The sequence below is a fragment of the Leclercia sp. UBA7405 genome (genome assembly GCF_037152215.1).
Taxonomy (GTDB): Bacteria; Pseudomonadota; Gammaproteobacteria; order Enterobacterales; family Enterobacteriaceae; genus Enterobacter; species Enterobacter pneumoniae.
In genome coordinates this window covers 1,553,928-1,576,478 of record NZ_JBBCMR010000001.1, presented here as the reverse complement: position 1 = coordinate 1,576,478, position 22,551 = coordinate 1,553,928, and the positions used below count along the sequence as shown (strand labels likewise).

Below are 22,551 nucleotides of genomic sequence, written 5' to 3'. Positions count from 1 at the left end.
GCAAGTTTATGTGGAAATGGTTACATCAGCTGGCGATACCCGAGCGTCTGTACGGACTGTGCGGCCAGCTTATTCCCTGGCTGGCGGCGTTGAGCACGCTACTGCTGGCGGTTGGGCTGGTTTGGGGCTTCGTCTATGCGCCAGCCGATTATCAGCAGGGCGAAAGCTACCGGATTATGTATCTGCACGTACCGGCCGCAATGTGGTCGATGGGTCTCTATTTCGCGATGGCGGTGGCGGCTTTCGCCAGCCTTGTCTGGCAACTCAAAATGGCCGAACTCGCGATTAGCGCTATGGCACCGGTGGGTGCGGTGTTTACCTTTATCGCGCTGATCAGTGGCTCGGCATGGGGAAAACCGATGTGGGGTACCTGGTGGATCTGGGATGCCAGGCTGACCTCGGAATTGGTGCTGCTGTTCCTTTATGCCGGAATTATCGCGCTATGGCACGCCTTTGACGATCGCCGCCTCGCCGGGCGTGCAACGGCGATTCTGGTTCTGGTCGGGGTCGTTAATCTGCCCGTCATCCACTATTCAGTCTATTGGTGGAATACCCTTCATCAGGGGTCTACCAATATGCAGCAGACCATCGATCCCTCAATGCGAATGCCGCTGCGCATCTGTATCTTCGGTGTTATGAGCCTGGCGGCTACCCTGACTCTGATGCGCCTGCGTAATCTGATCCTGCGTCAGGAACGCAAACGCCCCTGGGTGGTCGCGCTGATCAAAGGAGCTACCCAATGACGCCAGCGTTCTCTTCATTTGCCGCATTCCTGGCGATGGGCGGTTACGCCTTTTATGTTTGGCTTGCCTGCGCCGTGTCACTGGCCGCGCTGGGCATGCTGACGCTGCATACAATCTGGCAGCGCCGGGTACTGTTCAGGGAGGTGCGGCGTCAGCAGGCACGCGAGTTGCGTATGGCCGCCGCCCGTCTTAAAAAGGAGAGTGCTGATGCAAACGCGTCGTAAAACTCGCCTCTATATTGTGCTGGCGGTGCTTGGCGGCCTTGGGCTAACCATCAGCCTGACGCTTTATGCCCTCAGTTCTAACATCGATCTCTTCTATACGCCGGGAGAGATTATCTACGGCAAAACCGAGTCCCTGGCGAAACCGCACGTGGGTCAGCGTCTGCGTATCGGGGGCTACGTCCAGCCGGGTAGCGTGATCCGCGATAAGCACACCCTTGATGTGCGCTTTAAACTGTATGACGCGCGCGGCGTTATTGAGGTGAGTTACAGAGGCATATTGCCGGATCTGTTCCGCGAAGGGCAGGGCGTGGTCGCCCAGGGCGTGCTGGATAACAGCCGACATATTACCGCCCGGCAGGTGCTGGCGAAGCATGATGAAAATTACACCCCCCCTGAAGTGAAAAACGCAATGCACGCCGCGCAAAAGGAGGCACAGCCATGATGCCGCTCCTGGGAAATTACCTCCTTTCGCTGGCTGCGGGGCTGGCCTTGCTGCTGAGTATCTACCCTATGTGGGGCGCCGTCAGGCAGGATGCGCGGCTGATGGCGCTTGCCAGACCTCTGGCCTGGGCGCTCTTTGCCGCTATTTTGGGGGCGTTTCTGCTGCTGGTCTGTGCCTTTGTCGGAAACGATTTTACCGTGCGCTACGTGGCAGACAATTCCAACAGCGCACTGCCGGTCTGGTACCGGGTTGCTGCCACCTGGGGCGGCCACGAGGGATCGTTACTATTGTGGGTGCTGTTGTTAAGCGGCTGGATGTTTGCGGTGGCGCTCTTTAGCCGACGTATGCCTCTTGATGCCGTGGCGCGGGTGCTGGCCGTTATGGGCATGATTGCCGCAGGTTTCTTACTTTTCCTGCTCTTTACCTCCAATCCCTTTGCCCTGGGGCTGCCGAACTATCCTGTTGATGGGCGCGATCTCAATCCCCTGTTGCAGGACATTGGCATGATTTTCCATCCGCCGATTCTCTATATGGGCTACGTGGGTTTGTCCGTCGCCTACGCCTTTGCCATTGCCTCCCTGCTGGCAGGACGGCTGGATACCGCGTGGGCGCGCTGGTCGCGCCCCTGGACGCAGGCCGCGTGGATGTTCCTTACCCTGGGTATCGTTCTGGGTTCCGCATGGGCCTATTACGAACTGGGATGGGGCGGCTGGTGGTTCTGGGATCCGGTTGAAAATGCCTCGTTTATGCCATGGCTTGCCGCAACGGCGCTTATGCACTCGCTGGCGGTTACGGAAAAACGCGGCAGCTTCCGCTCATGGACGGTGCTGTTGGCTATAGTCGCCTTCTCCCTCAGCCTGTTGGGAACGTTTCTGGTTCGTTCCGGCGTTCTGGTTTCGGTGCACTCATTTGCCTCCGATCCCTCCCGCGGGATCTTTATTCTTCTGCTGTTGAGCCTGGCGATTGGCGGTTCACTGATCCTTTACGCGATCAAAGGCGGGCAGGTTAAAGCCCGTGTGGAACATAGTCTATGGTCGCGGGAAAGCTTTTTACTGGGCAATAATATTTTCCTGATCGCCGCCATGCTGGTGGTGCTGCTGGGGACTCTGCTGCCGCTTGCGCATAAAGCGCTTGGGCTTGGCAGCATCTCCGTCGGCGAGCCCTTTTTCAACACCATGTTCACTCTGCTGATGGCGCCTTTTGCGCTGCTGCTTGGGCTGGGGCCGCTGATTCGCTGGCGGCGGGATAATGCGGGGCGGCAGATCAAACGCCTGATGTTCTCGCTTCTGCTGACGCTTTTGTTGTCCGCGGTGCTGCCGTGGCTGCTGCAGGACAGTATCACGGCCATGTCCTTTATCGGCCTGATGATGGCGATTTGGGTATTTATCTTCGCTCTGCTCGAACTCCATGAGCGAGCCACCCACCGGCATGGCTTCTGGCGCGGGCTGCGCTCACTGTCGCGTAGTCAGTGGGGGATGGTGCTTGGTCACGTTGGCGTCGCGGTGACGGTGACCGGCATCGCCTTTAGCCAGAACTTCAGCCTGGAGCGGGATGTAAGAATGAAGACGGGCGACAGCCTCGATATTCATCACTACCACTTTGTCTTTGAAGGCGTGCGTGATGCCATTGGCCCAAACTGGAGCGGTGGCGAAGGGATCATCAGGGTAACGCGCGACGGCAAGCCTGAAGCCATGCTGCATGCCCAGAAGCGATTTTATCCCGCCAGCCGGACAATGATGACCGAAGCGGCGATCGACGGTGGGCTGACACGCGATCTCTACGCCGCGCTGGGCGAAGAGATGGATGACGGCAGCTGGGCGCTGCGCCTTTACTACAAACCCTTTGTTCGCTGGATCTGGTACGGCGGGGTGCTGATGGCGCTCGGCGGGTTATGCTGCATGCTCGACCCGCGCTACCGGATGCGTAAGAAGTTGCAGGAGTCCTCATGAAACGAAAGTTACTTTTTATCCCGTTGGCTCTTTTTTTAATGCTGTTTGCGCTGCTTTTCTGGCAGTTGATGCGCAATGCCGACGGCGAAGACCCCACTGCGCTTGAATCGGCACTGGTGGGTAAACCAGCGCCTGCGTTTCGCCTGGAGTCGCTGACAAATCCTGGAAAAATCTATGACCGCTCTGTTTTGATAAGCGGTAAGCCGCTATTGCTAAATGTCTGGGCCACCTGGTGTCCGACCTGCCGGGCCGAGCATCAGTATCTCAAAGGGCTGGCGGAGCAAGGTGTACGCATCGTCGGTATGAACTATAAAGACGATCGCCAGAAGGCAGTAAACTGGCTGGACAGCCTCGGCAACCCCTATGCCCTAAGCCTCTTCGACGGTAGTGGCATGCTTGGCCTTGATCTTGGCGTCTATGGCGCACCGGAGACATTTTTAATTGATGGGCACGGCATTATCCGCTGGCGTCATGCCGGAGAGCTAAATGAAAAAGTCTGGCGCGAGCAGTTACAGCCTTTGTGGAAAAAATATTCGCAGGAGGCAACATCATGAGGCACCTGGCAATGGCGCTGATGTGCCTGTTGCTGGTAGGCCACGCGCAGGCGGCAATAGAAGCGTGGCATTTCCGAAACGAGACGCAGGAGCAGCAATTCCGCGATATCACCTCAGGACTGCGCTGCCCCAAATGCCAGAACACGAGTATTGCAGATTCTGACGCGATGATTGCCGCGGATATGCGGCAAAAAGTCTTTGAACTGTTGCAGCAGGGGCAATCTCCCTCGCAAATTACCGCTTACATGGTTTCCCGCTATGGCAATTTTGTCAGCTATCGGCCACCGGTCACTGCCAGTACTCTGCCGCTCTGGCTGGTACCAGGGCTGTTTATCCTCGCGGGCATCGCATTTCTGGTGCTGCGCGTCCGGCGGCGGGAGGCGGGATACGAAAGGCTGAGCGACGATGAACGTGCACGGCTGAATGAATTACTGAAAAAAGGATCGGAACAATGACGCTTTTTTGGGTACTGGCCGTCGCGATACTGGTCGCGGCGTTGGTCGTTTTCTGTTTTCCCTGGCAGGCTAACGGGGAAGTAGATCGTAATACTCTCAACAGAATCTTTTACCAGTCGCGGTTGGAGGAACTGGAGCGCGAGGCAAGCGGTCGCGACGAACTGATGGTGGAGCTTCAGCGTAACCTGCTGGCCGATATCCCGTCGCAAAACGTCCATGCCTCGCGTCCGCTAAGCCGTGGATGGCTGCTGCCCGGCGTGTTGGGGCTGGTGATTCTGAGCACGGGTATATTTATGAAGACCAGCGGTATCCAGCAGGTTAGCCAGCTGGAGCAAGCTGAACGCCAGTTTCCGGCGCTGTACCAGCGGGCTGAAACTGCTGACGCAAAACCTCTTAGCCTGTCAGAAATGGCAACGCTCAGCATGGGGTTGCGTGCGCATTTACAAACACACGCCGATTTTATTGCCGGCTGGCAGATGCTTGGACGGCTTGGCATGGTATTGAACGATGCGGCAACGGCGAAAGGTGCATTTGAGCGCGCCTATCAACTCTCGCCAGAGGACAGAAAAATAGCCTTCGACTATGCCAGCGTCTTGATCCGTCTGGGGGATCGGGAGCAGGTGCGCCAGGGAGAGTTGCTTACGGAGGATATGCTCAAATCACAGCCTTCAAGCCCGGCGTTGCTGGAATTACAGGCTTTGAGCGCGTGGCGGCAGGAAAGATACTCACATGCTGCTGAACTCTGGCAGCGCGTATTGAACGTCTTACCCGCAGACTCGCCTCTGCGCAAGTCGATTCAGCTGAACATAGATGAAGCACACAGGCACATGGCAAGTGGTCCAGATCGCTAGCAAAGGGGGAGCGGGGCAGGATTTACCCAAGGCTTTCATCCCCAATCCATTGCGTGAGCAATCGTAAAAAAACGGGCAGAACTGGATTGGTATTCACACGCGAATACACCAAAAAATTATGTGCCTGTATATCCACGTCATCCAGAGCCATATAAGTCACGTTCGGAAAGCCCAGCGTTCTGGCTGACGCCGGAACAATGGCACAACCTAAACCTGCGTTTACCAGTCCGAGTATGGTGTGAGTCTGCGCCAGTTGATACTTATAATCTGGCACGATGTTATGGAACGCGAAAAGATCGGTGATGCGGTCAAAAAAATAACGCGCCTCATCCGGGCTGTACAAAAAGAAGGGCTGTCCGGCAAAAGCGCTGAGCTGAATTTTACGTTTTCTGGCCAGCTCATGATCGATATGGAAAGCGCCCACCAGTGCTTCACTTTTTAATGGGAGGTAGTCAAGTGAAGGATTTAGTGGGACTTTGCGCACAAATCCCACATCAATAGACTCATTTTCAATCGCGATGATTTGTTTGTTAGACACATTCTCGTGCAGCTGAATATTCAGTCCAGGCAACGCGGCATGTAAATTCTTGAGCAATGCAGGGATAAATGCCCACGAGAAAACTGCTGTAAATCCAATAGATAAGGTCCCACTTTCGCCATTCAAACATGATTGCGCAGTAAACGTGAATTGCTCAGCCTGCTGCAAAAGCTGATTCGCTCTTCCCAACAATTGTTCGCCAAGAAATGTCAGTCTGACGTGACGGTTGTCACGTTCAAAAAGCGCGCCTCCCAGGCTTTTTTCTAACAGCTGTATCTGTCGGCTAAAAGGGGGTTGCGTCATGTTAAGACGCCTGGCAGCGCGCCCAAAATGCAATTCTTCCGCGAGTACTACAAAGCAGCGAAGCTGGTGAAGATCCATGATTTAATTTTTGAATTAAAGTATGCCGTATTTATATTATACAGGTATTACTGGTCTGTTCATGCTCAATGTTAATTCACCTCACAAAGAGATATTTCATGACAGACTACATCGACCCTCCTCATATTCTCCTGACACAGCCTGTTCCTGAGGAAACCGACAGGGTTCTCACCCGGGATTATATTGTTCACCGTTTATACCTGGACGCTGACCCTGAATCGCTGCTGGAGCAGGTCGGGCCGTACATTTCTGGTGTCATCACCGGTGGCGCAAAAGGATTGTCCCGCAACATGATGGAAAAGCTGCCGCAGCTTAAAATTGTCGCCATTAGCGGCATTGGCACGGATGCGGTGGACTTGAATTATGCTGCGCAGCGGGGCATCAGCGTGACGACCACGCCGGGCGTACTCACGGACGACGTAGCGGATATGGCCTTTGGTTTACTGATTTCCACGCTGCGTCAGATGGGAGAAGCGGAGCAGGTCGTCCGAAACGGTCTGTGGCCACAGACCAACCTGCCTCTTGCCAGAAAAGTCACCGGCATAACCCTGGGGATCGTCGGTATGGGGCGAGTAGGGCAGGCGATTGCCCGCCGGGCTGAGGCCTTTAATATGACGGTCCTTTATAACAGCAATAATCCTGTCCCCGACCTCGCGTACCGTTTTATAAGTGATATCAATCAGCTCGCGCGCGACGCTGATGTTCTTATACTGGCCGCATCTGCAGACGGCGGGCAACTCATTATCACCGATGCGGTTCTTGATGCGTTAGGCCGGGACGGTTATTTCATCAATATTGCCCGCGGCAAGCTGGTGGATGAAGACGCACTGCTTGCCGCTCTCACGCAAGGGCGTATCGCCGGCGCAGGACTGGATGTTTTCGCTCACGAACCTCATGTTCCTGAGGGTTTTTTAGCTTTAAAAAATGTCACTTTGCAGCCACATCGGGCCAGCGCCACCTTACAGACCCGTATTGCAATGGGCGAGATCGTGCTGGAAAACCTGGCTGCCTGCTTTAACGGTAAGCAACCACCGCATCAGGTTTAAGTTCATGTCCACCTCTTTCCCTACATCTATATAAAAGAGAGCCATCATGACAAGTAAAGACGCTGATCTCACCGGGGCGGTAACGTACAGCGTTCCGCGTTACCGTTACCGGGTATTAGGGCTGATTTTTATTATCACCGTAATCAATTATGCCGATCGTGCCACGATGTCGATTGCCGGTACGTCAGTGGTAAAAGCGCTTCAGTTGGATCCTCTCATGCTGGGTATGATTTTTTCAGCATTTGCATGGGCGTATGCGCTGGGGCAGATTCCTGGAGGGTGGTTGCTGGACCGCTTCGGTGCTAAACGGGTTTATGGCACAAGTCTGGTGTTATGGTCACTTTTTACGGCGCTACAGGGCACTGTCGGCTGGATGGGAATGACAGGGGCAGCCGCCGCCATGACGCTTTTCATCATGAGATTCATGCTCGGATTGGTAGAATCGCCTGCGTTTCCGGCTAATTCACGTATCGTTTCAAGCTGGTTTCCAACAAGTGAACGTGGGCTCGCCTCTGCATTGTTCAACTCGGGTCAATATATGGCTGTGGTTGTATTCGCCCCTATTATGGCCTGGCTGACGCATGCGTGGGGATGGGAACACGTTTTTCTGTGGATGGGGGGCGTTGGCTTCGTCCTGGCAGTCTACTGGTTCATCTTTTATCAGGAACCGCATAAGGATCCGCGCCTGAGCGACGAGGAGAAGGCGTTTATGAAATCAGGCGGGGCCCTGATTGATTTGGATGCCGAGCGTGGAAAAGGCAAAAAAGGGGTGACCTGGCAGGAAGCGAAGCAACTCTTTATGCATCGTAATTTATGGGCTGTTTATCTTGGACAATATTGTATCACCGCCTTGACCTATTTCTTTATCACATGGTTCCCGGTGTATTTAATTCAGGGTCGCGGCATGACCATCATGGAGGCTGGATGGGTGGCCGCTTTACCGGCAATTTGTGGTTTCAGTGGCGGTATTTTGGGCGGTTTTCTCTCCGACAGGCTCATTGCCAGAGGCGTCCATCCCTCCAGAGCGCGTAAGATTCCATTTATTATCGGGATGATGCTTTCAACAATGCTGGTGTTCGCCAATTTTGTCGATGCCAATAGTGCCGTTATTTTTCTGATGGCAATGGCGTTCTTCGGTAAAGGCTTTGCCGCCGTTGGATGGGCCGTATTATCTGATATCGCACCCAAAAATATGATTGGTTTGTGTGGCGGGGTATTTAACGGTATCGGAAATATTGCCGGTATTATAACGCCTGTTGTTATCGGCTATGTCGTTGCAGTAACGGGATCTTTCAATAACGCGCTCTGGTTTGTTGCTGCGCACGGTATTTTGGCGGTGATCAGCTATCTAATTGTGGCGCGTCAATTTGAACGCGTTCAGGTATCAACGTCTTAATTGTTGGCCCCTCGCTGCGCTACCGATAATAGCGCAGAATAATTTCAATGCTGACATCGAGCGCATATTAAGCGCGGTTTAGTCTGTACCCGAAAGGAAATTATTATGAATATCTTTAATTCAACGCCTGTAGTGACCGAAATGAAAGTCATCCCCGTAGCGGGCCATGACAGTATGCTGATGAACCTGAGTGGCGCTCATGCGCCATTCTTCACGCGGAACATCGTCATTATTAAAGATAACTCTGGTCATGCTGGCGTGGGCGAAGTTCCGGGTGGCGAAAAGATCCGTCAGACCCTGGAAGAGGCGGCTACGCTGGTGATAGGCAAGAGCATAGGTGAATATAAAAATGTGCTGAAGGCTGCGCGCAGTCATTTTTCTGGCCTTGATGCAGATGGCCGTGGTTTGCAGACATTTGACCTGCGCACCGCTATCCATGTTGTAACGGCGATGGAGGCGGCATTGCTGGATTTGTTAGGCCAACACCTGGGGGTTAACGTCGCGTCGCTGTTAGGTGAGGGTCAGCAGCGCAACGAAGTGGAAATGCTGGGGTATCTTTTCTTTGTTGGCGATCGCAAGCGTACGCCGCTGCCTTATCAGAGTCAGCCAGACGATGCTTGCGACTGGTACAGATTACGCCACGATGAAGCCATGACGCCACAAACGGTCGTACGACTGGCGGAAGCAGCGTATGAAAAATACGGCTTCAACGATTTTAAACTCAAAGGGGGTGTTCTTGCGGGTGAAGAAGAAGCAGAGACAATTGTGGCGTTGGCAAAACGCTTCCCACAGGCCCGCGTGACGCTGGATCCGAACGGCGCATGGTCACTGGATGAAGCTATTAGCATTGGTAAATACCTGAAAGACACCCTGGCCTATGCGGAAGATCCATGTGGCGCAGAGCAGGGCTATTCCGGGCGTGAAGTCATGGCGGAGTTTCGACGTGCCACCGGCCTGCAAACCGCGACCAATATGATCGCCACCGACTGGCGTCAGATGAGCCATACCCTTTCGCTGCAATCCGTAGATATACCGCTGGCGGATCCGCACTTCTGGACTATGCAGGGCTCGGTGCGCGTGGCGCAGATGTGTCATGACTTCGGTCTTACCTGGGGCTCGCACTCTAACAACCACTTTGATATCTCGCTTGCCATGTTCACCCACGTGGCCGCCGCCGCACCGGGAAACATTACGGCCATTGATACACACTGGATCTGGCAGGAAGGCAACCAGCGCCTGACCAAAGAGCCGTTTGAAATTAAAGGGGGCATGGTACAAGTGCCCACAGCCCCGGGCCTGGGGATAGAGCTGGATATGGATCAGGTAATCAAAGCCAATGAGCTCTATCAAAAACACGGTCTCGGCGCGCGGAATGACGCTATGGGTATGCAGTTTCTGATCCCCGACTGGACGTTTAATAACAAACGCCCGTGTATGGTGCGTTAATCTTCAAACAGAGACGATTCCGGTCCCTGAATCTGACTTATTGATCCGGTCATGGTTCTTTTATTACCGACCAGACGATGAGACACATCTTCCTGTTACTGCAAGATTCGGCACCCCGGCAGGGTTTACGCTCGCCAGGGTGTCGATGATTTCCATACCCGTTGAAACGCTATCAATTCCCAGGTTTTCAAAGCCTGGGCGTATTCCTGGGCTAGATGCCCGGATCTCCGCTGCGTGCCAAAAGCGGACATAAGGGAGCCTCTTCTTCTACGTTAGTAATGCGTATTCTCTCCTTTAATTGCATCTATTTTTAAGATGGCTCTAACATAATACTCATCAATATCATAGAGTTAATAAGGTATTTCATCTGTGAGAGGGATAAAAAAAGCTGATGCCTTATGAAACATTTTAATAATCACCTGATCCCATGCACTTCGTAATGACCTTTATTTAGGGATGAGATATAACGAGCTTCGAAAATAATTAACATTCTCATAACGTTGTTGAGGTTAAGCATATGAAGCAAGTTGGCATTGTGGGTTGGCGAGGAATGGTCGGTTCTGTTTTGCTGCAGCGGATGCTGGAAGAAAATGATTTTAAGGACATTTCTGCGCATTTTTACAGTACCTCCAGCGTAGGGGCTGTGGGACCTGTCATTGACGGCATAAGCTATACGCTTAAAGATGCGTACTCCATTGATGCGCTTGCGGAAATGGACATCATCATAACGTGTCAGGGCGGCGATTATACTAAAGCGGTTTACCAGGCCTTGATGGCTCATGGTTGGGAGGGCTACTGGATTGATGCGGCCTCAGCGCTGCGGATGGATAAAAGAGCCTGCATTATTCTCGATCCCGTGAATCGCACCCATATCGATCGTGCCGTCAAAGAAGGTATCAAGCTCTTTGTCGGTGGCAATTGTTCGATCACGCTTAGTCTGATGGGGCTCGCCGGGCTGATAAAGGCAGATCTCATTGAATGGATGAGCGTGATGACCTATCAGTCCGCATCGGGTGCCGGAGCTCAGTATGTACGGGAATTAATCACGCAATGCGCCTACATAAGCAGCCATTTGTCCGCCGATGAACTGGCATCCTCAGGTTCAGTACTTCCGTTGGTCAATAAGGTCAGTGAACTGATTAATAGCGCTGAAATGCCGACCCAGAACTTCGGCGCGCCTCTAATGGGTAGCATCATTCCATGGATTGATAGCGATTTAGGCGATGGCAACAGCCGTGAAGAGTGGAAGGGTGAGGCAGAAACGAACAAAATCCTTGGCCTGTCTCCCGGAACGATCCCGGTAAACGGTTTGTGTATACGGGTCGGCGTGATCCGCTGCCACAGTGCTGCCATAACCCTGAAGCTCAAGCGAGAAGTTAGCGAAGCGGAATTTGCAGATTTAGTGGCGCATGCTCATCCCTGGGTTAACTATGTGCCTAATAACAAGGAGGAGAGTGTCAGCAAATTGACACCTGCTTATATCAGCGGTTCGCTCCAGGTGGGCATTGGCCGTTACAAGAAAATGTCGCTAAACAATGACCCGATTTATTCGGTTTTCACGGTAGGTGATCAGCTCTTGTGGGGCGCGGCCGAACCTTTGCGCCGCATGTTAAATATTCTGCTTGGCAGAGTTTGATTCATTTTATTAAGACCAAAGCACCTACCCGGTAGGTGCTATTGTTGTGTGGCGTCGCGTTATAGTCTGCTCCGCCGCAAATTTGATGAGCATAAATGGCTCACCTCATCATCCGCTTTTGCCAGAATCGATAACCGACAGCTTCATGATGACTTGCCGATCTCATCCTTTGAAGCAGGAGGGTGTTTAATGGCGATTTGGGCGCGTTGCCATGAAGACCACCGCGGCTCCGAGAGCAACGATGAGCGTATCTTCAATCAGACCACTTCTGGTCTGCCCCATCCCGGCGATGGCCTTTTTACGTGCCGCAAGGGTGGCATACGCAAGTGGCACAGCGGCAGAAATCGCGACGGCTGCGCCGGTTTTCTCTTTTCCGCGGGGTGCCAATGCGGCGCCTGCAATCCCGGCACTCGCTACGCGTGCTGACAAGCCCAAAAACACGGTGCGGTCTGGCGCTGACTTCATCTTGTCGCCAAAGAGTTCACCTATACCCATCGCTAACGCGCCGAATTTGAATAGCGGACGATCCAGCAGTAAAAGACGGCCCGACGTGTTGCGCCCGGCAATGCGTGCTGCAGCGATAGATGCCATCGGCGTCATGGAACGGCAGCTAGCAACAATGCCGATTAAGGCAGAATAGACAAACTCAGTGACTTTCATTAATTATCTCCCGGAGAAATAGACGCTTTTCAATTTTGAAGCCTGATGAGTGTGTAGACCAGGGAGCCCCTGTTTGATTAACGCATCGATACGATCGCCTGATTTAAGCGTTTTCTGTTGAGCACGGGTAGGCCAACCATCGCTGCAATAGTCAGTATAGATGAACGGCACGAGAGAGCAGCCATGGCGCAAGCAGGGGCTGCGCACTGCCTGTCTTGAGTTGTAGGGGTGTCTTCGCTTGCTTTTGATTTCCGCTTTGTGCAAGGAGCGGAGAGTGTACTAAACATTGCCCTGGAACAGGTCGTTGCAGCCCGGCCACTATTCTCTGCAAATCAGGGCAATACTGGCTGGTTATGAACAACTATCTCATTGTCATAAAAATGAACACATTTCGTATCAGAGACATTGTTATCCTGGGTTTCATGATTTTGCCCTGTTCGTCGGCGCCGGCCGCGTTTTCGCAGGGACTGACAAACGGCTACCTGACCATGGATACGATGGCCAGGGTGGCTGAACGTGGGCAGATAAAAACCTGAATGTCCGCGTTTCGCTTTTAGCAGTCCCCCCGTCTCTTCAAACGGTCTGCTTCGTGCATTGGCGGAATCTGTAATACCACGTGTATGCTACTTGTACGCTTACAAAGCCCCTGAACACTTTATTAACTCGGGAGAATGTCATGCAGCGCAAATCAGTCAATGTGAACGGAATAACACTTTCGTATCTCGAAGCAGGTGAAGGGCCGGTTGTACTGTTTTGTCATGGTTTTCCAGAGACGTCGCATTCATGGCATAACCAGATCCCAGCAATGGCAGCGGCAGGCTACCGCGCCATTGCGCCTGACATGCGTGGTTACGGTGATTCATCCACGCATCTCGCGACGGACGAGTACACATTGTTTCATATTGTAGGTGACCTGATTGGCTTAATGGATGCGCTCTCGATTAAACGTGCCGTTATTGTCGGTAACGATTGGGGCGCTACCATCGCATGGCAGATAGCACTCATGCGGCCAGATCGTGTCAGTGGCGTTGTCGCATTTGGAGTGCCAATGATGGCGAGCCCGCCCATGTCCCCAACGCAGATTTTTCCACGCACGGCCGACGCGCTGTTCTATACGCTGTATTTTCAGGAGCCAGGGGTCGCTGAGAAGGAGTTAGAACAAGACGTGACGACGTCGTTGCGCAAGATATACCATGCTGCGTCGGGGGAGGCAGGTGAACGCCTGCCGGGAGACGGCACCCCAAATCCTTTTGGCATGATCACGCCTGCGCGTGGAATGCTGGAAGACCTTCCCGAGCCAGGCAGTCTGCCCGAATGGCTCTCGACAAGTGATTTTCAGTCGTACGTTACCTCGTTTACACGCAGTGGTTTTCGTGGCGGCCTGAATTATTACCGAAATTTGGATCGCAACTGGCAACTACAGGCCAGTCTGCAAGGTATGCGAATCGAAATACCAGCGCTGTTTGCCGTTGGGTCTCGCGATGTCGGGCTTGCGATGCCCGGTATGGATCAAATCATCGCCGATATGCCAGGGCTCGTTCCGCGCCTGCGTGATTCGGTCATCATTGAAGGCGCGGGGCACTGGATACAGCAAGAACGGCCTGAAAAAGTGAATGAGCTTATCCTGGCTTTTGCCTCCACATTGGGCGATGCCGAGGATGCAGTATCACAAACCGGAAGTTAAGTGCGCTTTAATACCGTATGTGATCTAAAAAGAGGGAAAACTAATAAGCCGCCAGTGGGCGGCTTATTAGTTGAAAAATAAATTTAGTGATATTCAACAATATCAAAACCTTCATCTGCCGTTGGCTCTGAAAAATAACGCGTTATAGTTTCAAATTGTTGATCTGTAGCCGAAAATTCATGCCCGCCTTCCGTATTACGCACGCGTAAGCGGGATTTACATACCTCATCTGATACGTTCAGATAGTGCAGCTTATGCCTGGCACCTGACTCCTTAATGATGTGCATCATCCATTCACGATTAGCTTGTGTGTTTGCCGGAAAATCCAGAACAACCGATAACCCTGCTTTGAGGAGTGATACCAGATGAGGCTTCATAGCATTTTTCAGCCTTGAGGAATACTGGACATAATCAGATATGGAGTGCATTTCTTTAGCAAAGAGAGCAGCCAGCCAATGATCCTCACTGACAACGACGTTGCCGGGTGAGGCTCCCAGCTTTGCTGACAGTGTGGATTTACCTGATGCAATTTTTCCACATAACAGATGCAAAGTAGGTTGTTCTGATGGAGTTACTGTAGCGGTGTCCATTGTTTACCTCACTGGTTAATTTCCGGTAAGGCCCGCCTTACCGGCGGGAAAATGGCGAACTTTATCCCACCTGAGTCAGACAGGTGATAATAATTGAATGGAATAGAGCGGAGTGTGTTTTCATATTCATTCAAGTTAACAGAGCTTGAAGGGGAAAACAGATTTTTTTCATTTATACACATAACGTGGGTGGTTCACTCTAAGCTGACATTATTCAATTACATTCTGCGGACCCTGATAAGGTTCCATGTTCGTTATAACGGAACGGCTAAAGCAAAATCGTCACTCAACTTGCCGCCTGGTTAGCTCTACAAGCGGCTCAGGAATCGGGCTGTCATGCTGCGTTGTTAACTGACGGAAGCCCTCAGTTCAAATCGTGTGCTGAAACCTACCAGGGCAGCGGTAGCTGTTGCTCGCCTGAAAATGATGGAAATAGTACGCCGCCCCCCGTAATGTTGAAGGTCACGCAGCTTTGCAATAAAGGAACAGAGATGCCTGAGTTTTTCTTTTTCAGAAAAGGGAATACCGTTAAAGCATTGCCAAAAAGCGATCTTCAGGGCGCGACGCAATTAAAGCAGCAGGGATATCAAAAACTGTTTGAAGAGGTCAATGCGCGGGATGAGAAGAGGGCGCTTGCCCGTCTGGCGGATATTAAAAAAGAAGAAGAGATGACAGTGCATGCTTTTATGACATGGCCCGTCGTCGTCTCGCTTGTGGCGCTCGTGTGCTTTGTTATCGCGTGGTTATCAGAGGGTCTGAAGTAAATCAGGCAGAAAAGAACCCCCCCCACCGGGCGGTGAGAGGGGAGAAACTTAGGCTGCGACAAAGCCGTCGATTGCCGCTTTGGCGTCATTCTGCGCTTTGGTCGCCACTTCCGGACCGTAAGCGATACCTTCAGCGAACACGAAGTTCACGTCGGTGATACCGATAAAGCCCAGGAACACGGTCAGGTACGGAGCAACCAGGTCGGTTGGGGTATCTTTGTGAATACCGCCGCGGCTGGTCAGCACGATCGCACGTTTACCTTTCACCAGACCTTCCGGGCCGCTCTCGGTATAACGGAAGGTTACGCCAGCACGCGCCACCAGATCGAAGTAGTTCTTCAGCTGGGTTGGGATGTTGAAGTTATACATTGGGGCGTTAATCACGATAACATCGTGCGCCTGCAGTTCAGCAATCAGTTCATCAGACAGCGCCAGCGCTTCCTGCTGACGTGGCGTCAGAGGGGCATCGCTCGGACGCAGTGCGCCCACCAGTTCGCCATCCAGCACAGGGATCGGGTTTGCAGCCAGGTCACGCACGGTGATTTCGTCAGCGGTGTGCTGTTCACGCCACTGTTCAACGAAGTAATCAGAAAGCTGACCAGACTGAGAGTACCCTGCCAGAATACTGGATTTCAAAACTAATACTTTACTCATGGGTGATTCCTGTTTTTGTTTGATTGAAGGGGGGTAACCCCGTTGCTTGATGACACTCTATTCACAATCCTGCCATAGGGATAGCGCAATATATCGAAGCCTATGTTCGAATTTTTTGAATAAGGCGCGTAATGCCTCGGTGTGGTACTCTATAACAATCATTAAAATGAGATTTTATCCGGCAGTGCACTGCCCCTTAACGCTATGACAGAACAACAGAAATTGACCTTCCCGATGCTCCAGCAGCAGCTCGACGCTTTAACGCTGCGCGACAAGCAGCGCTTTGCGCGACGCCTGCACGGTGTGAAAAAGGTTAAAAATCCTGATGCACAACAGGCCATCTATCAGGAGATGGCGAAAGAGATTGAACAGGCGGCCGGGAAGGTCGTGCTGCGCGAAGCCGCGCGTCCGGCCATCACCTATCCGGAAAATCTGCCGGTCAGCCAGAAGAAACAGGACATTCTCGAGGCCGTACGCGACCACCAGGTGGTGATCGTGGCGGGGGAGACGGGCTCCGGTAAAACCACCCAGTTGCCCAAAATCTGCATGGAGCTGGGGCGCGGGGTAAAAGGGCTGATAGGCCACACCCAGCCGCGCCGTCTGGCGGCGCGTACCGTGGCGAACCGTATTGCCGAAGAGCTGCAAACGGAGCCCGCCGGCTGCATCGGTTATAAGGTGCGCTTTAGCGATCACGTCAGCGATAACACCATGGTCAAACTGATGACCGACGGTATCCTGCTGGCGGAGATCCAGCAGGACCGCCTGCTGATGCAGTACGACACCATCATTATCGATGAAGCCCACGAGCGTAGCCTGAACATTGACTTCCTGCTCGGCTACCTGAAAGAGTTGCTGCCGCGTCGTCCGGATCTCAAAATCATTATTACCTCCGCGACCATCGACCCGGAGCGCTTCTCTAAGCATTTTAACAACGCGCCCATCATCGAAGTGTCGGGCCGCACTTATCCGGTCGAAGTACGCTATCGTCCCATTGTTGAAGAGGCAGACGATACCGAACGCGACCAGCTGCAGGCGATTTTCGACGCCGTTGACGAACTGGGTAACGAAAGCGCGGGCGATATCCTGATCTTTATGAGCGGCGAGCGCGAAATCCGCGACACCGCCGATGCGCTGAGCAAGCGCGACCTGCGCCATACCGAGATTCTGCCCCTGTATGCCCGCCTGTCGAACAGCGAGCAAAACCGCGTGTTTCAGTCGCACAGCGGGCGCCGCATCGTGCTGGCTACCAACGTGGCGGAAACCTCGCTCACCGTGCCGGGCATTAAATACGTTATCGATCCGGGTACGGCGCGCATCAGCCGCTACAGCTACCGCACCAAAGTGCAGCGTCTGCCGATTGAGCCGGTCTCCCAGGCGTCGGCCAACCAGCGTAAGGGCCGCTGCGGCCGTGTGTCGGAAGGGATCTGTATTCGTCTCTATTCGGAAGACGATTTCCTCTCGCGCCCGGAGTTTACCGACCCGGAAATTCTGCGCACCAACCTGGCGTCCGTTATTCTGCAGATGACCGCGCTGGGGCTGGGCGATATCGCCGCGTTTCCGTTCGTTGAAGCGCCGGATAAACGCAACATCCAGGATGGCGTGCGCCTGCTGGAAGAGCTCGGCGCCATTACCACCGATGAGCAGGCAACCGCCTATAAACTGACGCCGCTGGGCCGCCAGCTCAGCCAACTGCCGGTCGACCCGCGTCTGGCGCGTATGGTGCTGGAAGCGCAAAAACATGGCTGCGTGCGTGAGGCGATGATTATCACCTCGGCGCTGTCGATTCAGGATCCGCGCGAACGCCCAATGGATAAGCAGCAGGCGTCCGACGAAAAACATCGCCGCTTCCACGATAAAGAGTCCGATTTCCTCGCCTTCGTGAACCTGTGGAACTACCTGGGTGAGCAGCAAAAAGCGCTCTCCTCGAACCAGTTCCGCCGCCAGTGCCGGGTGGATTTCCTCAACTATCTGCGCGTGCGCGAGTGGCAGGATATCTATACCCAGTTGCGTCAGGTGGTGAAAGAGCTGGGCATTCCTGTGAACAGCGAGCCGGCGGAGTACCGTGAGATTCACATTGCGCTGCTGACCGGGCTACTGTCCCACATCGGGATGAAGGATGCGGATAAGCAAGAATTTACCGGTGCACGCAATGCGCGTTTCTCCATCTTCCCGGGTTCTGGTTTATTCAAGAAACCGCCGAAATGGACCATGGTGGCAGAACTGGTCGAAACCAGCCGCCTGTGGGGGCGCATCGCGGCACGCATCGACCCGGAATGGGTTGAGCCAGTCGCTCAGCACCTGCTGAAACGCTCCTACAGTGAGCCGCACTGGGAGCGGGCGCAGGGGGCGGTGATGGCAACCGAAAAGGTCACCGTCTACGGCCTGCCGATTGTCGCTGCACGTAAGGTGAACTACAGCCAGATTGACCCGGCCCTCAGCCGCGAGCTGTTCATCCGTCATGCGCTGGTGGAAGGCGACTGGCAGACGCGCCATGCGTTCTTCCGCGAGAACCTGAAGCTGCGCGCCGAAGTGGAAGAGCTGGAGCATAAATCGCGTCGCCGCGACATTCTGGTGGACGACGAGGCGCTGTTTGAGTTTTACGACCAGCGCATCAGCCACGACGTGATCTCTGCCCGCCACTTCGACAGCTGGTGGAAGAAGGCGAGTAAAGAGACGCCGGACCTGCTCAACTTTGAGAAGAGCATGTTGATCAAAGAGGGGGCGGAGTCGGTCAGCAAGCTCGATTACCCGAACTTCTGGCATCAGGGCAATCTCAAACTGCGTCTCACCTACCAGTTCGAACCGGGCACGGATGCGGATGGTGTCACCGTCCACATTCCGCTGCCGCTGTTAAACCAGGTGGAAGAGAGCGGGTTTGAGTGGCAAATCCCTGGCCTGCGCCGCGAGCTGGTGATTGCCTTGATCAAATCGCTGCCAAAACCGGTACGGCGTAATTTTGTGCCCGCGCCAAACTACGCCGAGGCGTTTTTAGGCCGCGTCACGCCGCTGGAGCTGCCGCTGCTGGATGCCATGGAGCGTGAATTCCGCCGCATGACCGGTACCACCATCGACCGGGACGATTGGAACTGGGATCAGGTGCCCGATCACCTGAAAATCAGCTTCCGCGTGGTCGACGACAAAAACAAAAAGCTGCAGGAAGGTCGCTCCCTGACGGCGCTGAAAGAGGCGCTGAAAGGCAAGGTCCAGGAGACGCTCTCTGCGGTGGCCGACGACGGTATTGAGCAGAGCGGGCTGCATATCTGGAGCTTTGGTCAGCTTCCGGAAAGCTACGAGCAGAAACGCGGTAACTACAAGGTAAAAGCCTGGCCGGCGCTGGTGGATGAGCGTGACAGCGTGGCCATCAAGCTGTTTGATAATCCGCAGGAACAGCAACAGCAGATGTGGCGCGGGCTGCGTCGCTTGCTGTTGCTGAACATTCCGTCGCCTATCAAGTACTTGCACGAGAAATTGCCTAACAAGGCCAAGCTGGGGCTCTACTTCAACCCCTACGGCAAAGTGCTGGACCTGATCGATGACTGTATCGCCTGTGGTGTGGATAAGCTTATCGACGAAGCGGGCGGCCCGGTCTGGAGCGAAGAGGGCTTTGCGAAATTGCACGAAAAAGTACGCGCAGAGCTGAACGACACCGTGGTAGAGATCGCGAAACAGGTCGAGCAGATCCTCACCGCGGTCTTTAATATCAACAAACGGCTGAAGGGTCGCGTGGATATGACCATGGCGCTGGGCTTGTCTGACGTGAAAGCGCAAATGGCAGGGCTGGTGTATCGTGGCTTCGTTACCGGCAACGGCTTTAAGCGCCTGGGCGACACGCTGCGGTACCTCAATGCGATTGAAAAGCGCCTGGAGAAGCTGGCCGTCGATCCGCACCGGGATCGCGCCCAGATGCTGAAAGTGGAGAGCGTGCAGCAGGCGTGGCAACAGTGGCTGAACAAGCTGCCGCCAGCGCGCCGCGATGATGAAGACGTGCAGGCGATCCGCTGGATGATTGAAGAGCTGCGCGTCAGCTTCTTCGCCCAGCAATTAGGCACGCCTTATCCCATATCCGATAAGCGTATCCTACAGGCGATGGAGCAAATCACACCTTAAGCATGCGAAGCGAAAAAGGGCATTTCGCCCTTTTTCGCTTTCTTGTGCGCTGCATTATCAGAGCATCTCAACGACGCTATTCAGCCAGTCAGGAAGAGGGGCGTTTGGTCGTTAAACAGCGCTGCCCATCCTTGATAAATCCCCGGCTGACATAGCGGCTCCTTTTTTGTTAATCGACGCTGCTACGCGTTTTTTGATCGGACGCGATCACCATGGCGATGCCTGCCAGCACGATCAGGGTGCAGAGTAAGAGGCGCCCGTCCGGCACTTCCCCCAGAAACAGCACGCCGCCGAGTGCCGCAAGGCATGGGACGCTTAACTGCAGGGTGCTGGCGGTGACAGAAGAGAGGCGGGCCACCAGCTGATACCAGAGTACATAGGCGATACCCGACGCCAGGGCCCCTGAGAGCAGCGCAAGGAAAACACCGTGGCTCTCGATATGAGCGGGTTGCTGTCGAAACAGGCTAAGAATCAAAACGATGGGCACGCTGAGGATAAAATTGCCCGCCGTACTCCCGGCCGCAGAGGTGATATTTTTCCCGCGCACAGAGTATGCCCCCCAGGCCATACCTGAAACGACCATCGTCAAGGCCGGAATAAGGGGAGGGGCGGTAGCGCCAGGAAGCAGCAGCATAATAAGCCCGCCGACGGCAATCACGATCCCGACAGATTTGAAACGGCTAAGTTTTTCCCCTTTTAACAGGCTCCAGCCGATCATGCAGACCTGCACCGCGCCAAATAGCAGCAATGCGCCGGTGGCCGTATTGAGCCGGACATAGGCGATGGAGAAAAATAATACGTAGGCGCACAGCAGTAGTGCATCGGTGATGTTCCAGCGGATCTCTTTGACTCTTCCCAGAACACCATGCCAGAGAGACAACGCGGCTGCCCCCTCGATTAATCTCAGCAGGCTAAAGGTTTCGGGGTCGGCGTAGCCCTGTTTTAAGGCGATACGACAGAGCACCGAGTTGGCCGCAAAGGCGGCCAATACAAAGAGAACCAGCACAATCTTTTTCATTATTCTTCGCTCGGGACAGGTTTTTGGTCTGCGCAGAAATGCTTAGCCAGCGAGTCGATACCGTTCCGCGCCGGACTTCGTCACCTCGTCCAGACAGGCGCCCAGGCTCATTGCCTGAACGCGCTCCGCTTCGCGGGCTGCTACGTCAAATCGTGAAGCGCTTTCCCGTTAGGGGGGCCCAGTATGAAATCGCTGAACATCACCTCCAGACCCGCTCTTTCCGGGGTGCAGGCCATTACTCCGACGAACTGTTTTCTACCGCGTGGCCAGGGGCAGAGTCTCAGCAGCGGCCAGGTTTGACCATCGGTAGAGTACTGAATGCGCAGGGCCTCATTCTGTACGGTGGCACGCATCCAGAAAGTCGTTGGATCGCCGGGAAAGAGGCCCGTCGACCAGTCAGAGGTGCCGCGGGTTACGACGCTGCCGATCGCCGGTTGGGCGTCATTAAACTCAATGCCCGCTTTCACCCAACAGGTTTCACTTTCACAGATGAACAGCCCAGCCTGATCGTACAGCCGGGAAAATTCACCCTCGACCTTGACCTGAACCGTGAAATCTTCCGACAGATAAAAGCCGAACGCATGCCCGCTGTGTCGGTGAAAGCCATACCAGGTCCCTTGCCAGAAGTCGGTATTGGCGTCGCTGGTCAGGCGTAATGTCTCACCGTCGAGGCGGTGATCAGCTGGCGGGTTAATCCAGACTCCGCCCGGTGCGCTCAGGGAATCAATGCTCTGCATAAGGGGCTCTCCTCATTAACCGTTCACGAGCGCCAGCGTAAACCCATCCCAGCCTTTAACCCCTACGGTTTGCAGCGCGGTGGCGCTCAGGCGAGGGTTATCGCCCATCATCTCGATAAAGCGCCTCACCCCTTGTACGCGCGCGTCGTCGCTTTGGCGGTTAATCACTTCGCCGTCGCGCACCACGTTATCTCCGACGATTAACGTGCCAGGGCGCGAGTAGTGCAACGCCCACTCCAGATAGCCGGGGTTGTTAGGTTTATCGGCATCGATAAAGATCATGTCGAAGGGCGCAACGTCGCCGAAATTTTCCAGAGACCGTAACGCCGGGCCTTCAATGAGCTCAATGCGATCGTCCAGACCGGCCAGGTGGATGTTTTGCCGGGCAATCCGGGCATGGGTCGGGTCGGCCTCCAGCGTTGTCAGCTTGCCGTCAGCAGGCAGGGCGCGCGCCATCCAGATGCTGCTGTACGCCCCCAGCGTGCCAATTTCCAGTATGCGCCGGGCCTGCGTCATACGCACAAACAGGGCCAGCAGTTGCCCCTGGTTGGCGGCTACATCGTGTTCGGGCAAGCCCGCGCGCTGGTTGTTTTCAAGCACTTTCTCCAGCACCTCATCCTGGGGGATAAGCTCAGAAATCATATAATTATCTACTGCCGACCACTGCTGCTGCATA

General features: G+C 54.2%; 21 protein-coding genes and 1 pseudogene. 15 read left to right on the top strand and 7 right to left on the bottom strand.

Going from position 1 to position 22,551, the window contains the following annotated elements:
* Positions 1–8: 8 nt before the first annotated feature.
* The 7 genes from WFN75_RS07735 to ccmI are packed head-to-tail and all read left to right on the top strand — an operon-like array spanning position 9 to position 5,218.
* Positions 9–743 carry a heme ABC transporter permease gene (locus tag WFN75_RS07735; RefSeq protein ID WP_336996233.1) on the top strand — a complete coding sequence of 245 codons (735 nt, stop codon included), beginning with the start codon at positions 9–11 and terminating at the stop codon, positions 741–743.
* On the top strand, positions 740–967 hold the full coding sequence (ccmD, locus tag WFN75_RS07730; protein WP_046885290.1) for a heme exporter protein CcmD: 228 nt from the start codon (positions 740–742) through the stop codon (positions 965–967). Before WFN75_RS07735 ends, ccmD begins: the two co-directional genes overlap by 4 nt.
* The gene (ccmE, locus tag WFN75_RS07725; RefSeq protein ID WP_212475841.1) at positions 951–1,409 is read left to right on the top strand and encodes a cytochrome c maturation protein CcmE; all 459 of its coding nucleotides are present in this window, start codon (positions 951–953) and stop codon (positions 1,407–1,409) included. The genes ccmD and ccmE overlap by 17 nt, the downstream gene beginning before the upstream one ends.
* Entirely contained in the window at positions 1,406–3,358 is a 1,953-nt protein-coding gene (locus WFN75_RS07720) for a heme lyase CcmF/NrfE family subunit (RefSeq protein ID WP_336995967.1), read from the top strand. Before ccmE ends, WFN75_RS07720 begins: the two co-directional genes overlap by 4 nt.
* On the top strand, positions 3,355–3,912 hold the full coding sequence (locus WFN75_RS07715; RefSeq protein WP_263617076.1) for a DsbE family thiol:disulfide interchange protein: 558 nt from the start codon (positions 3,355–3,357) through the stop codon (positions 3,910–3,912). The genes WFN75_RS07720 and WFN75_RS07715 overlap by 4 nt, the downstream gene beginning before the upstream one ends.
* A complete protein-coding gene (locus WFN75_RS07710; RefSeq protein WP_336995966.1) occupies positions 3,909–4,367 on the top strand; it encodes a cytochrome c-type biogenesis protein in 459 nt (152 codons plus the stop codon). Before WFN75_RS07715 ends, WFN75_RS07710 begins: the two co-directional genes overlap by 4 nt.
* Complete coding sequence (gene ccmI, locus WFN75_RS07705; protein ID WP_336995965.1) at positions 4,364–5,218, top strand: c-type cytochrome biogenesis protein CcmI; 855 nt, start codon at positions 4,364–4,366, stop codon at positions 5,216–5,218. The genes WFN75_RS07710 and ccmI overlap by 4 nt, the downstream gene beginning before the upstream one ends.
* Before the next feature lie 22 nt (positions 5,219–5,240).
* On the opposite strand, the gene WFN75_RS07700 is transcribed toward ccmI, so the two are convergent.
* Positions 5,241–6,137, bottom strand: coding sequence for a LysR family transcriptional regulator (locus WFN75_RS07700; protein WP_212475850.1), 897 nt, complete (start codon positions 6,135–6,137; stop codon positions 5,241–5,243).
* Between the two features lie 68 nt (positions 6,138–6,205).
* Here WFN75_RS07700 and WFN75_RS07695 point away from each other — a divergent pair, with 68 nt between their 5' ends.
* The 4 genes from WFN75_RS07695 to asd all read left to right on the top strand — a co-directional run bounded on the left by WFN75_RS07695 (position 6,206) and on the right by asd (position 11,661).
* A complete protein-coding gene (locus tag WFN75_RS07695) occupies positions 6,206–7,183 on the top strand; it encodes a 2-hydroxyacid dehydrogenase (protein WP_336995964.1) in 978 nt (325 codons plus the stop codon).
* Between the two features lie 46 nt (positions 7,184–7,229).
* Entirely contained in the window at positions 7,230–8,579 is a 1,350-nt protein-coding gene (locus WFN75_RS07690) for an MFS transporter (protein ID WP_046885298.1), read from the top strand.
* A 105-nt stretch (positions 8,580–8,684) separates the two neighbouring features.
* On the top strand, positions 8,685–10,025 hold the full coding sequence (gene gudD, locus WFN75_RS07685; protein ID WP_336995963.1) for a glucarate dehydratase: 1,341 nt from the start codon (positions 8,685–8,687) through the stop codon (positions 10,023–10,025).
* 517 nt (positions 10,026–10,542) lie between these two features.
* A complete protein-coding gene (asd, locus tag WFN75_RS07680; protein ID WP_336995962.1) occupies positions 10,543–11,661 on the top strand; it encodes an aspartate-semialdehyde dehydrogenase in 1,119 nt (372 codons plus the stop codon).
* Positions 11,662–11,847: 186 nt separating this feature from the next.
* On the opposite strand, the gene WFN75_RS07675 is transcribed toward asd, so the two are convergent.
* Positions 11,848–12,321, bottom strand: a complete 474-nt coding sequence (locus WFN75_RS07675) for a hypothetical protein (RefSeq protein WP_336995961.1) — start codon at positions 12,319–12,321, stop codon at positions 11,848–11,850.
* A 676-nt stretch (positions 12,322–12,997) separates the two neighbouring features.
* Here WFN75_RS07675 and WFN75_RS07670 point away from each other — a divergent pair.
* Positions 12,998–14,005, top strand: coding sequence for an alpha/beta fold hydrolase (locus tag WFN75_RS07670; protein ID WP_336995960.1), 1,008 nt, complete (start codon positions 12,998–13,000; stop codon positions 14,003–14,005).
* Between the two features lie 83 nt (positions 14,006–14,088).
* Here the strand turns inward: WFN75_RS07670 and WFN75_RS07665 are convergent, their stop codons facing one another.
* Positions 14,089–14,595 carry an AAA family ATPase gene (locus tag WFN75_RS07665; protein WP_336995959.1) on the bottom strand — a complete coding sequence of 169 codons (507 nt, stop codon included), beginning with the start codon at positions 14,593–14,595 and terminating at the stop codon, positions 14,089–14,091.
* Between the two features lie 287 nt (positions 14,596–14,882).
* Here WFN75_RS07665 and WFN75_RS07660 point away from each other — a divergent pair.
* Positions 14,883–14,960: pseudogene (locus WFN75_RS07660) on the top strand (DUF523 domain-containing protein); the annotation flags it as partial.
* Between the two features lie 126 nt (positions 14,961–15,086).
* Positions 15,087–15,359, top strand: a complete 273-nt coding sequence (locus tag WFN75_RS07655; RefSeq protein ID WP_040075470.1) for a hypothetical protein — start codon at positions 15,087–15,089, stop codon at positions 15,357–15,359.
* A 48-nt stretch (positions 15,360–15,407) separates the two neighbouring features.
* Here WFN75_RS07655 and azoR read toward each other — a convergent pair whose 3' ends face one another.
* A complete protein-coding gene (gene azoR / locus WFN75_RS07650) occupies positions 15,408–16,013 on the bottom strand; it encodes an FMN-dependent NADH-azoreductase (protein WP_040075472.1) in 606 nt (201 codons plus the stop codon).
* A 204-nt stretch (positions 16,014–16,217) separates the two neighbouring features.
* Here azoR and hrpA point away from each other — a divergent pair, with 204 nt between their 5' ends.
* Positions 16,218–20,120 (top strand): ATP-dependent RNA helicase HrpA, encoded by a 3,903-nt coding sequence (gene hrpA, locus WFN75_RS07645; RefSeq protein WP_336995958.1) that lies wholly within the window; start codon positions 16,218–16,220, stop codon positions 20,118–20,120.
* Between the two features lie 169 nt (positions 20,121–20,289).
* Here hrpA and WFN75_RS07640 read toward each other — a convergent pair whose 3' ends face one another.
* The 3 genes from WFN75_RS07640 to WFN75_RS07630 all read right to left on the bottom strand — a co-directional run bounded on the left by WFN75_RS07640 (position 20,290) and on the right by WFN75_RS07630 (position 22,550).
* On the bottom strand, positions 20,290–21,138 hold the full coding sequence (locus WFN75_RS07640) for a DMT family transporter (protein ID WP_336995957.1): 849 nt from the start codon (positions 21,136–21,138) through the stop codon (positions 20,290–20,292).
* A 140-nt stretch (positions 21,139–21,278) separates the two neighbouring features.
* Positions 21,279–21,875 (bottom strand): DUF1349 domain-containing protein, encoded by a 597-nt coding sequence (locus WFN75_RS07635; RefSeq protein ID WP_336995956.1) that lies wholly within the window; start codon positions 21,873–21,875, stop codon positions 21,279–21,281.
* 15 nt (positions 21,876–21,890) lie between these two features.
* Positions 21,891–22,550, bottom strand: coding sequence for an O-methyltransferase (locus WFN75_RS07630; protein ID WP_286809031.1), 660 nt, complete (start codon positions 22,548–22,550; stop codon positions 21,891–21,893).
* Position 22,551: the final 1 nt, after the last annotated feature.

Excerpts from the sequence above, each read along its gene's own strand:
- WFN75_RS07640 (WP_336995957.1), bottom strand. The coding sequence starts at position 21,138 with ATGAAAAAGATTGTGCTGGTTCTCTTTGTATTGGCCGCCTTTGCGGCC.
- WFN75_RS07665 (WP_336995959.1), bottom strand. The coding sequence starts at position 14,595 with ATGGACACCGCTACAGTAACTCCATCAGAACAACCTACTTTGCATCTG.
- WFN75_RS07630 (WP_286809031.1), bottom strand. The coding sequence starts at position 22,550 with ATGCAGCAGCAGTGGTCGGCAGTAGATAATTATATGATTTCTGAGCTT.
- WFN75_RS07670 (WP_336995960.1), top strand. The coding sequence starts at position 12,998 with ATGCAGCGCAAATCAGTCAATGTGAACGGAATAACACTTTCGTATCTC.
- WFN75_RS07720 (WP_336995967.1), top strand. The coding sequence starts at position 1,406 with ATGATGCCGCTCCTGGGAAATTACCTCCTTTCGCTGGCTGCGGGGCTG.
- WFN75_RS07695 (WP_336995964.1), top strand. The coding sequence starts at position 6,206 with ATGTTAATTCACCTCACAAAGAGATATTTCATGACAGACTACATCGAC.
- ccmE (WP_212475841.1), top strand. The coding sequence starts at position 951 with ATGCAAACGCGTCGTAAAACTCGCCTCTATATTGTGCTGGCGGTGCTT.
- WFN75_RS07655 (WP_040075470.1), top strand. The coding sequence starts at position 15,087 with ATGCCTGAGTTTTTCTTTTTCAGAAAAGGGAATACCGTTAAAGCATTG.
- asd (WP_336995962.1), top strand. The coding sequence starts at position 10,543 with ATGAAGCAAGTTGGCATTGTGGGTTGGCGAGGAATGGTCGGTTCTGTT.
- WFN75_RS07635 (WP_336995956.1), bottom strand. The coding sequence starts at position 21,875 with ATGCAGAGCATTGATTCCCTGAGCGCACCGGGCGGAGTCTGGATTAAC.
- WFN75_RS07735 (WP_336996233.1), top strand. The coding sequence starts at position 9 with ATGTGGAAATGGTTACATCAGCTGGCGATACCCGAGCGTCTGTACGGA.
- azoR (WP_040075472.1), bottom strand. The coding sequence starts at position 16,013 with ATGAGTAAAGTATTAGTTTTGAAATCCAGTATTCTGGCAGGGTACTCT.
- hrpA (WP_336995958.1), top strand. The coding sequence starts at position 16,218 with ATGACAGAACAACAGAAATTGACCTTCCCGATGCTCCAGCAGCAGCTC.
- gudD (WP_336995963.1), top strand. The coding sequence starts at position 8,685 with ATGAATATCTTTAATTCAACGCCTGTAGTGACCGAAATGAAAGTCATC.
- WFN75_RS07690 (WP_046885298.1), top strand. The coding sequence starts at position 7,230 with ATGACAAGTAAAGACGCTGATCTCACCGGGGCGGTAACGTACAGCGTT.
- WFN75_RS07700 (WP_212475850.1), bottom strand. The coding sequence starts at position 6,137 with ATGGATCTTCACCAGCTTCGCTGCTTTGTAGTACTCGCGGAAGAATTG.
- WFN75_RS07710 (WP_336995966.1), top strand. The coding sequence starts at position 3,909 with ATGAGGCACCTGGCAATGGCGCTGATGTGCCTGTTGCTGGTAGGCCAC.
- WFN75_RS07715 (WP_263617076.1), top strand. The coding sequence starts at position 3,355 with ATGAAACGAAAGTTACTTTTTATCCCGTTGGCTCTTTTTTTAATGCTG.
- ccmD (WP_046885290.1), top strand. The coding sequence starts at position 740 with ATGACGCCAGCGTTCTCTTCATTTGCCGCATTCCTGGCGATGGGCGGT.
- WFN75_RS07675 (WP_336995961.1), bottom strand. The coding sequence starts at position 12,321 with ATGAAAGTCACTGAGTTTGTCTATTCTGCCTTAATCGGCATTGTTGCT.
- ccmI (WP_336995965.1), top strand. The coding sequence starts at position 4,364 with ATGACGCTTTTTTGGGTACTGGCCGTCGCGATACTGGTCGCGGCGTTG.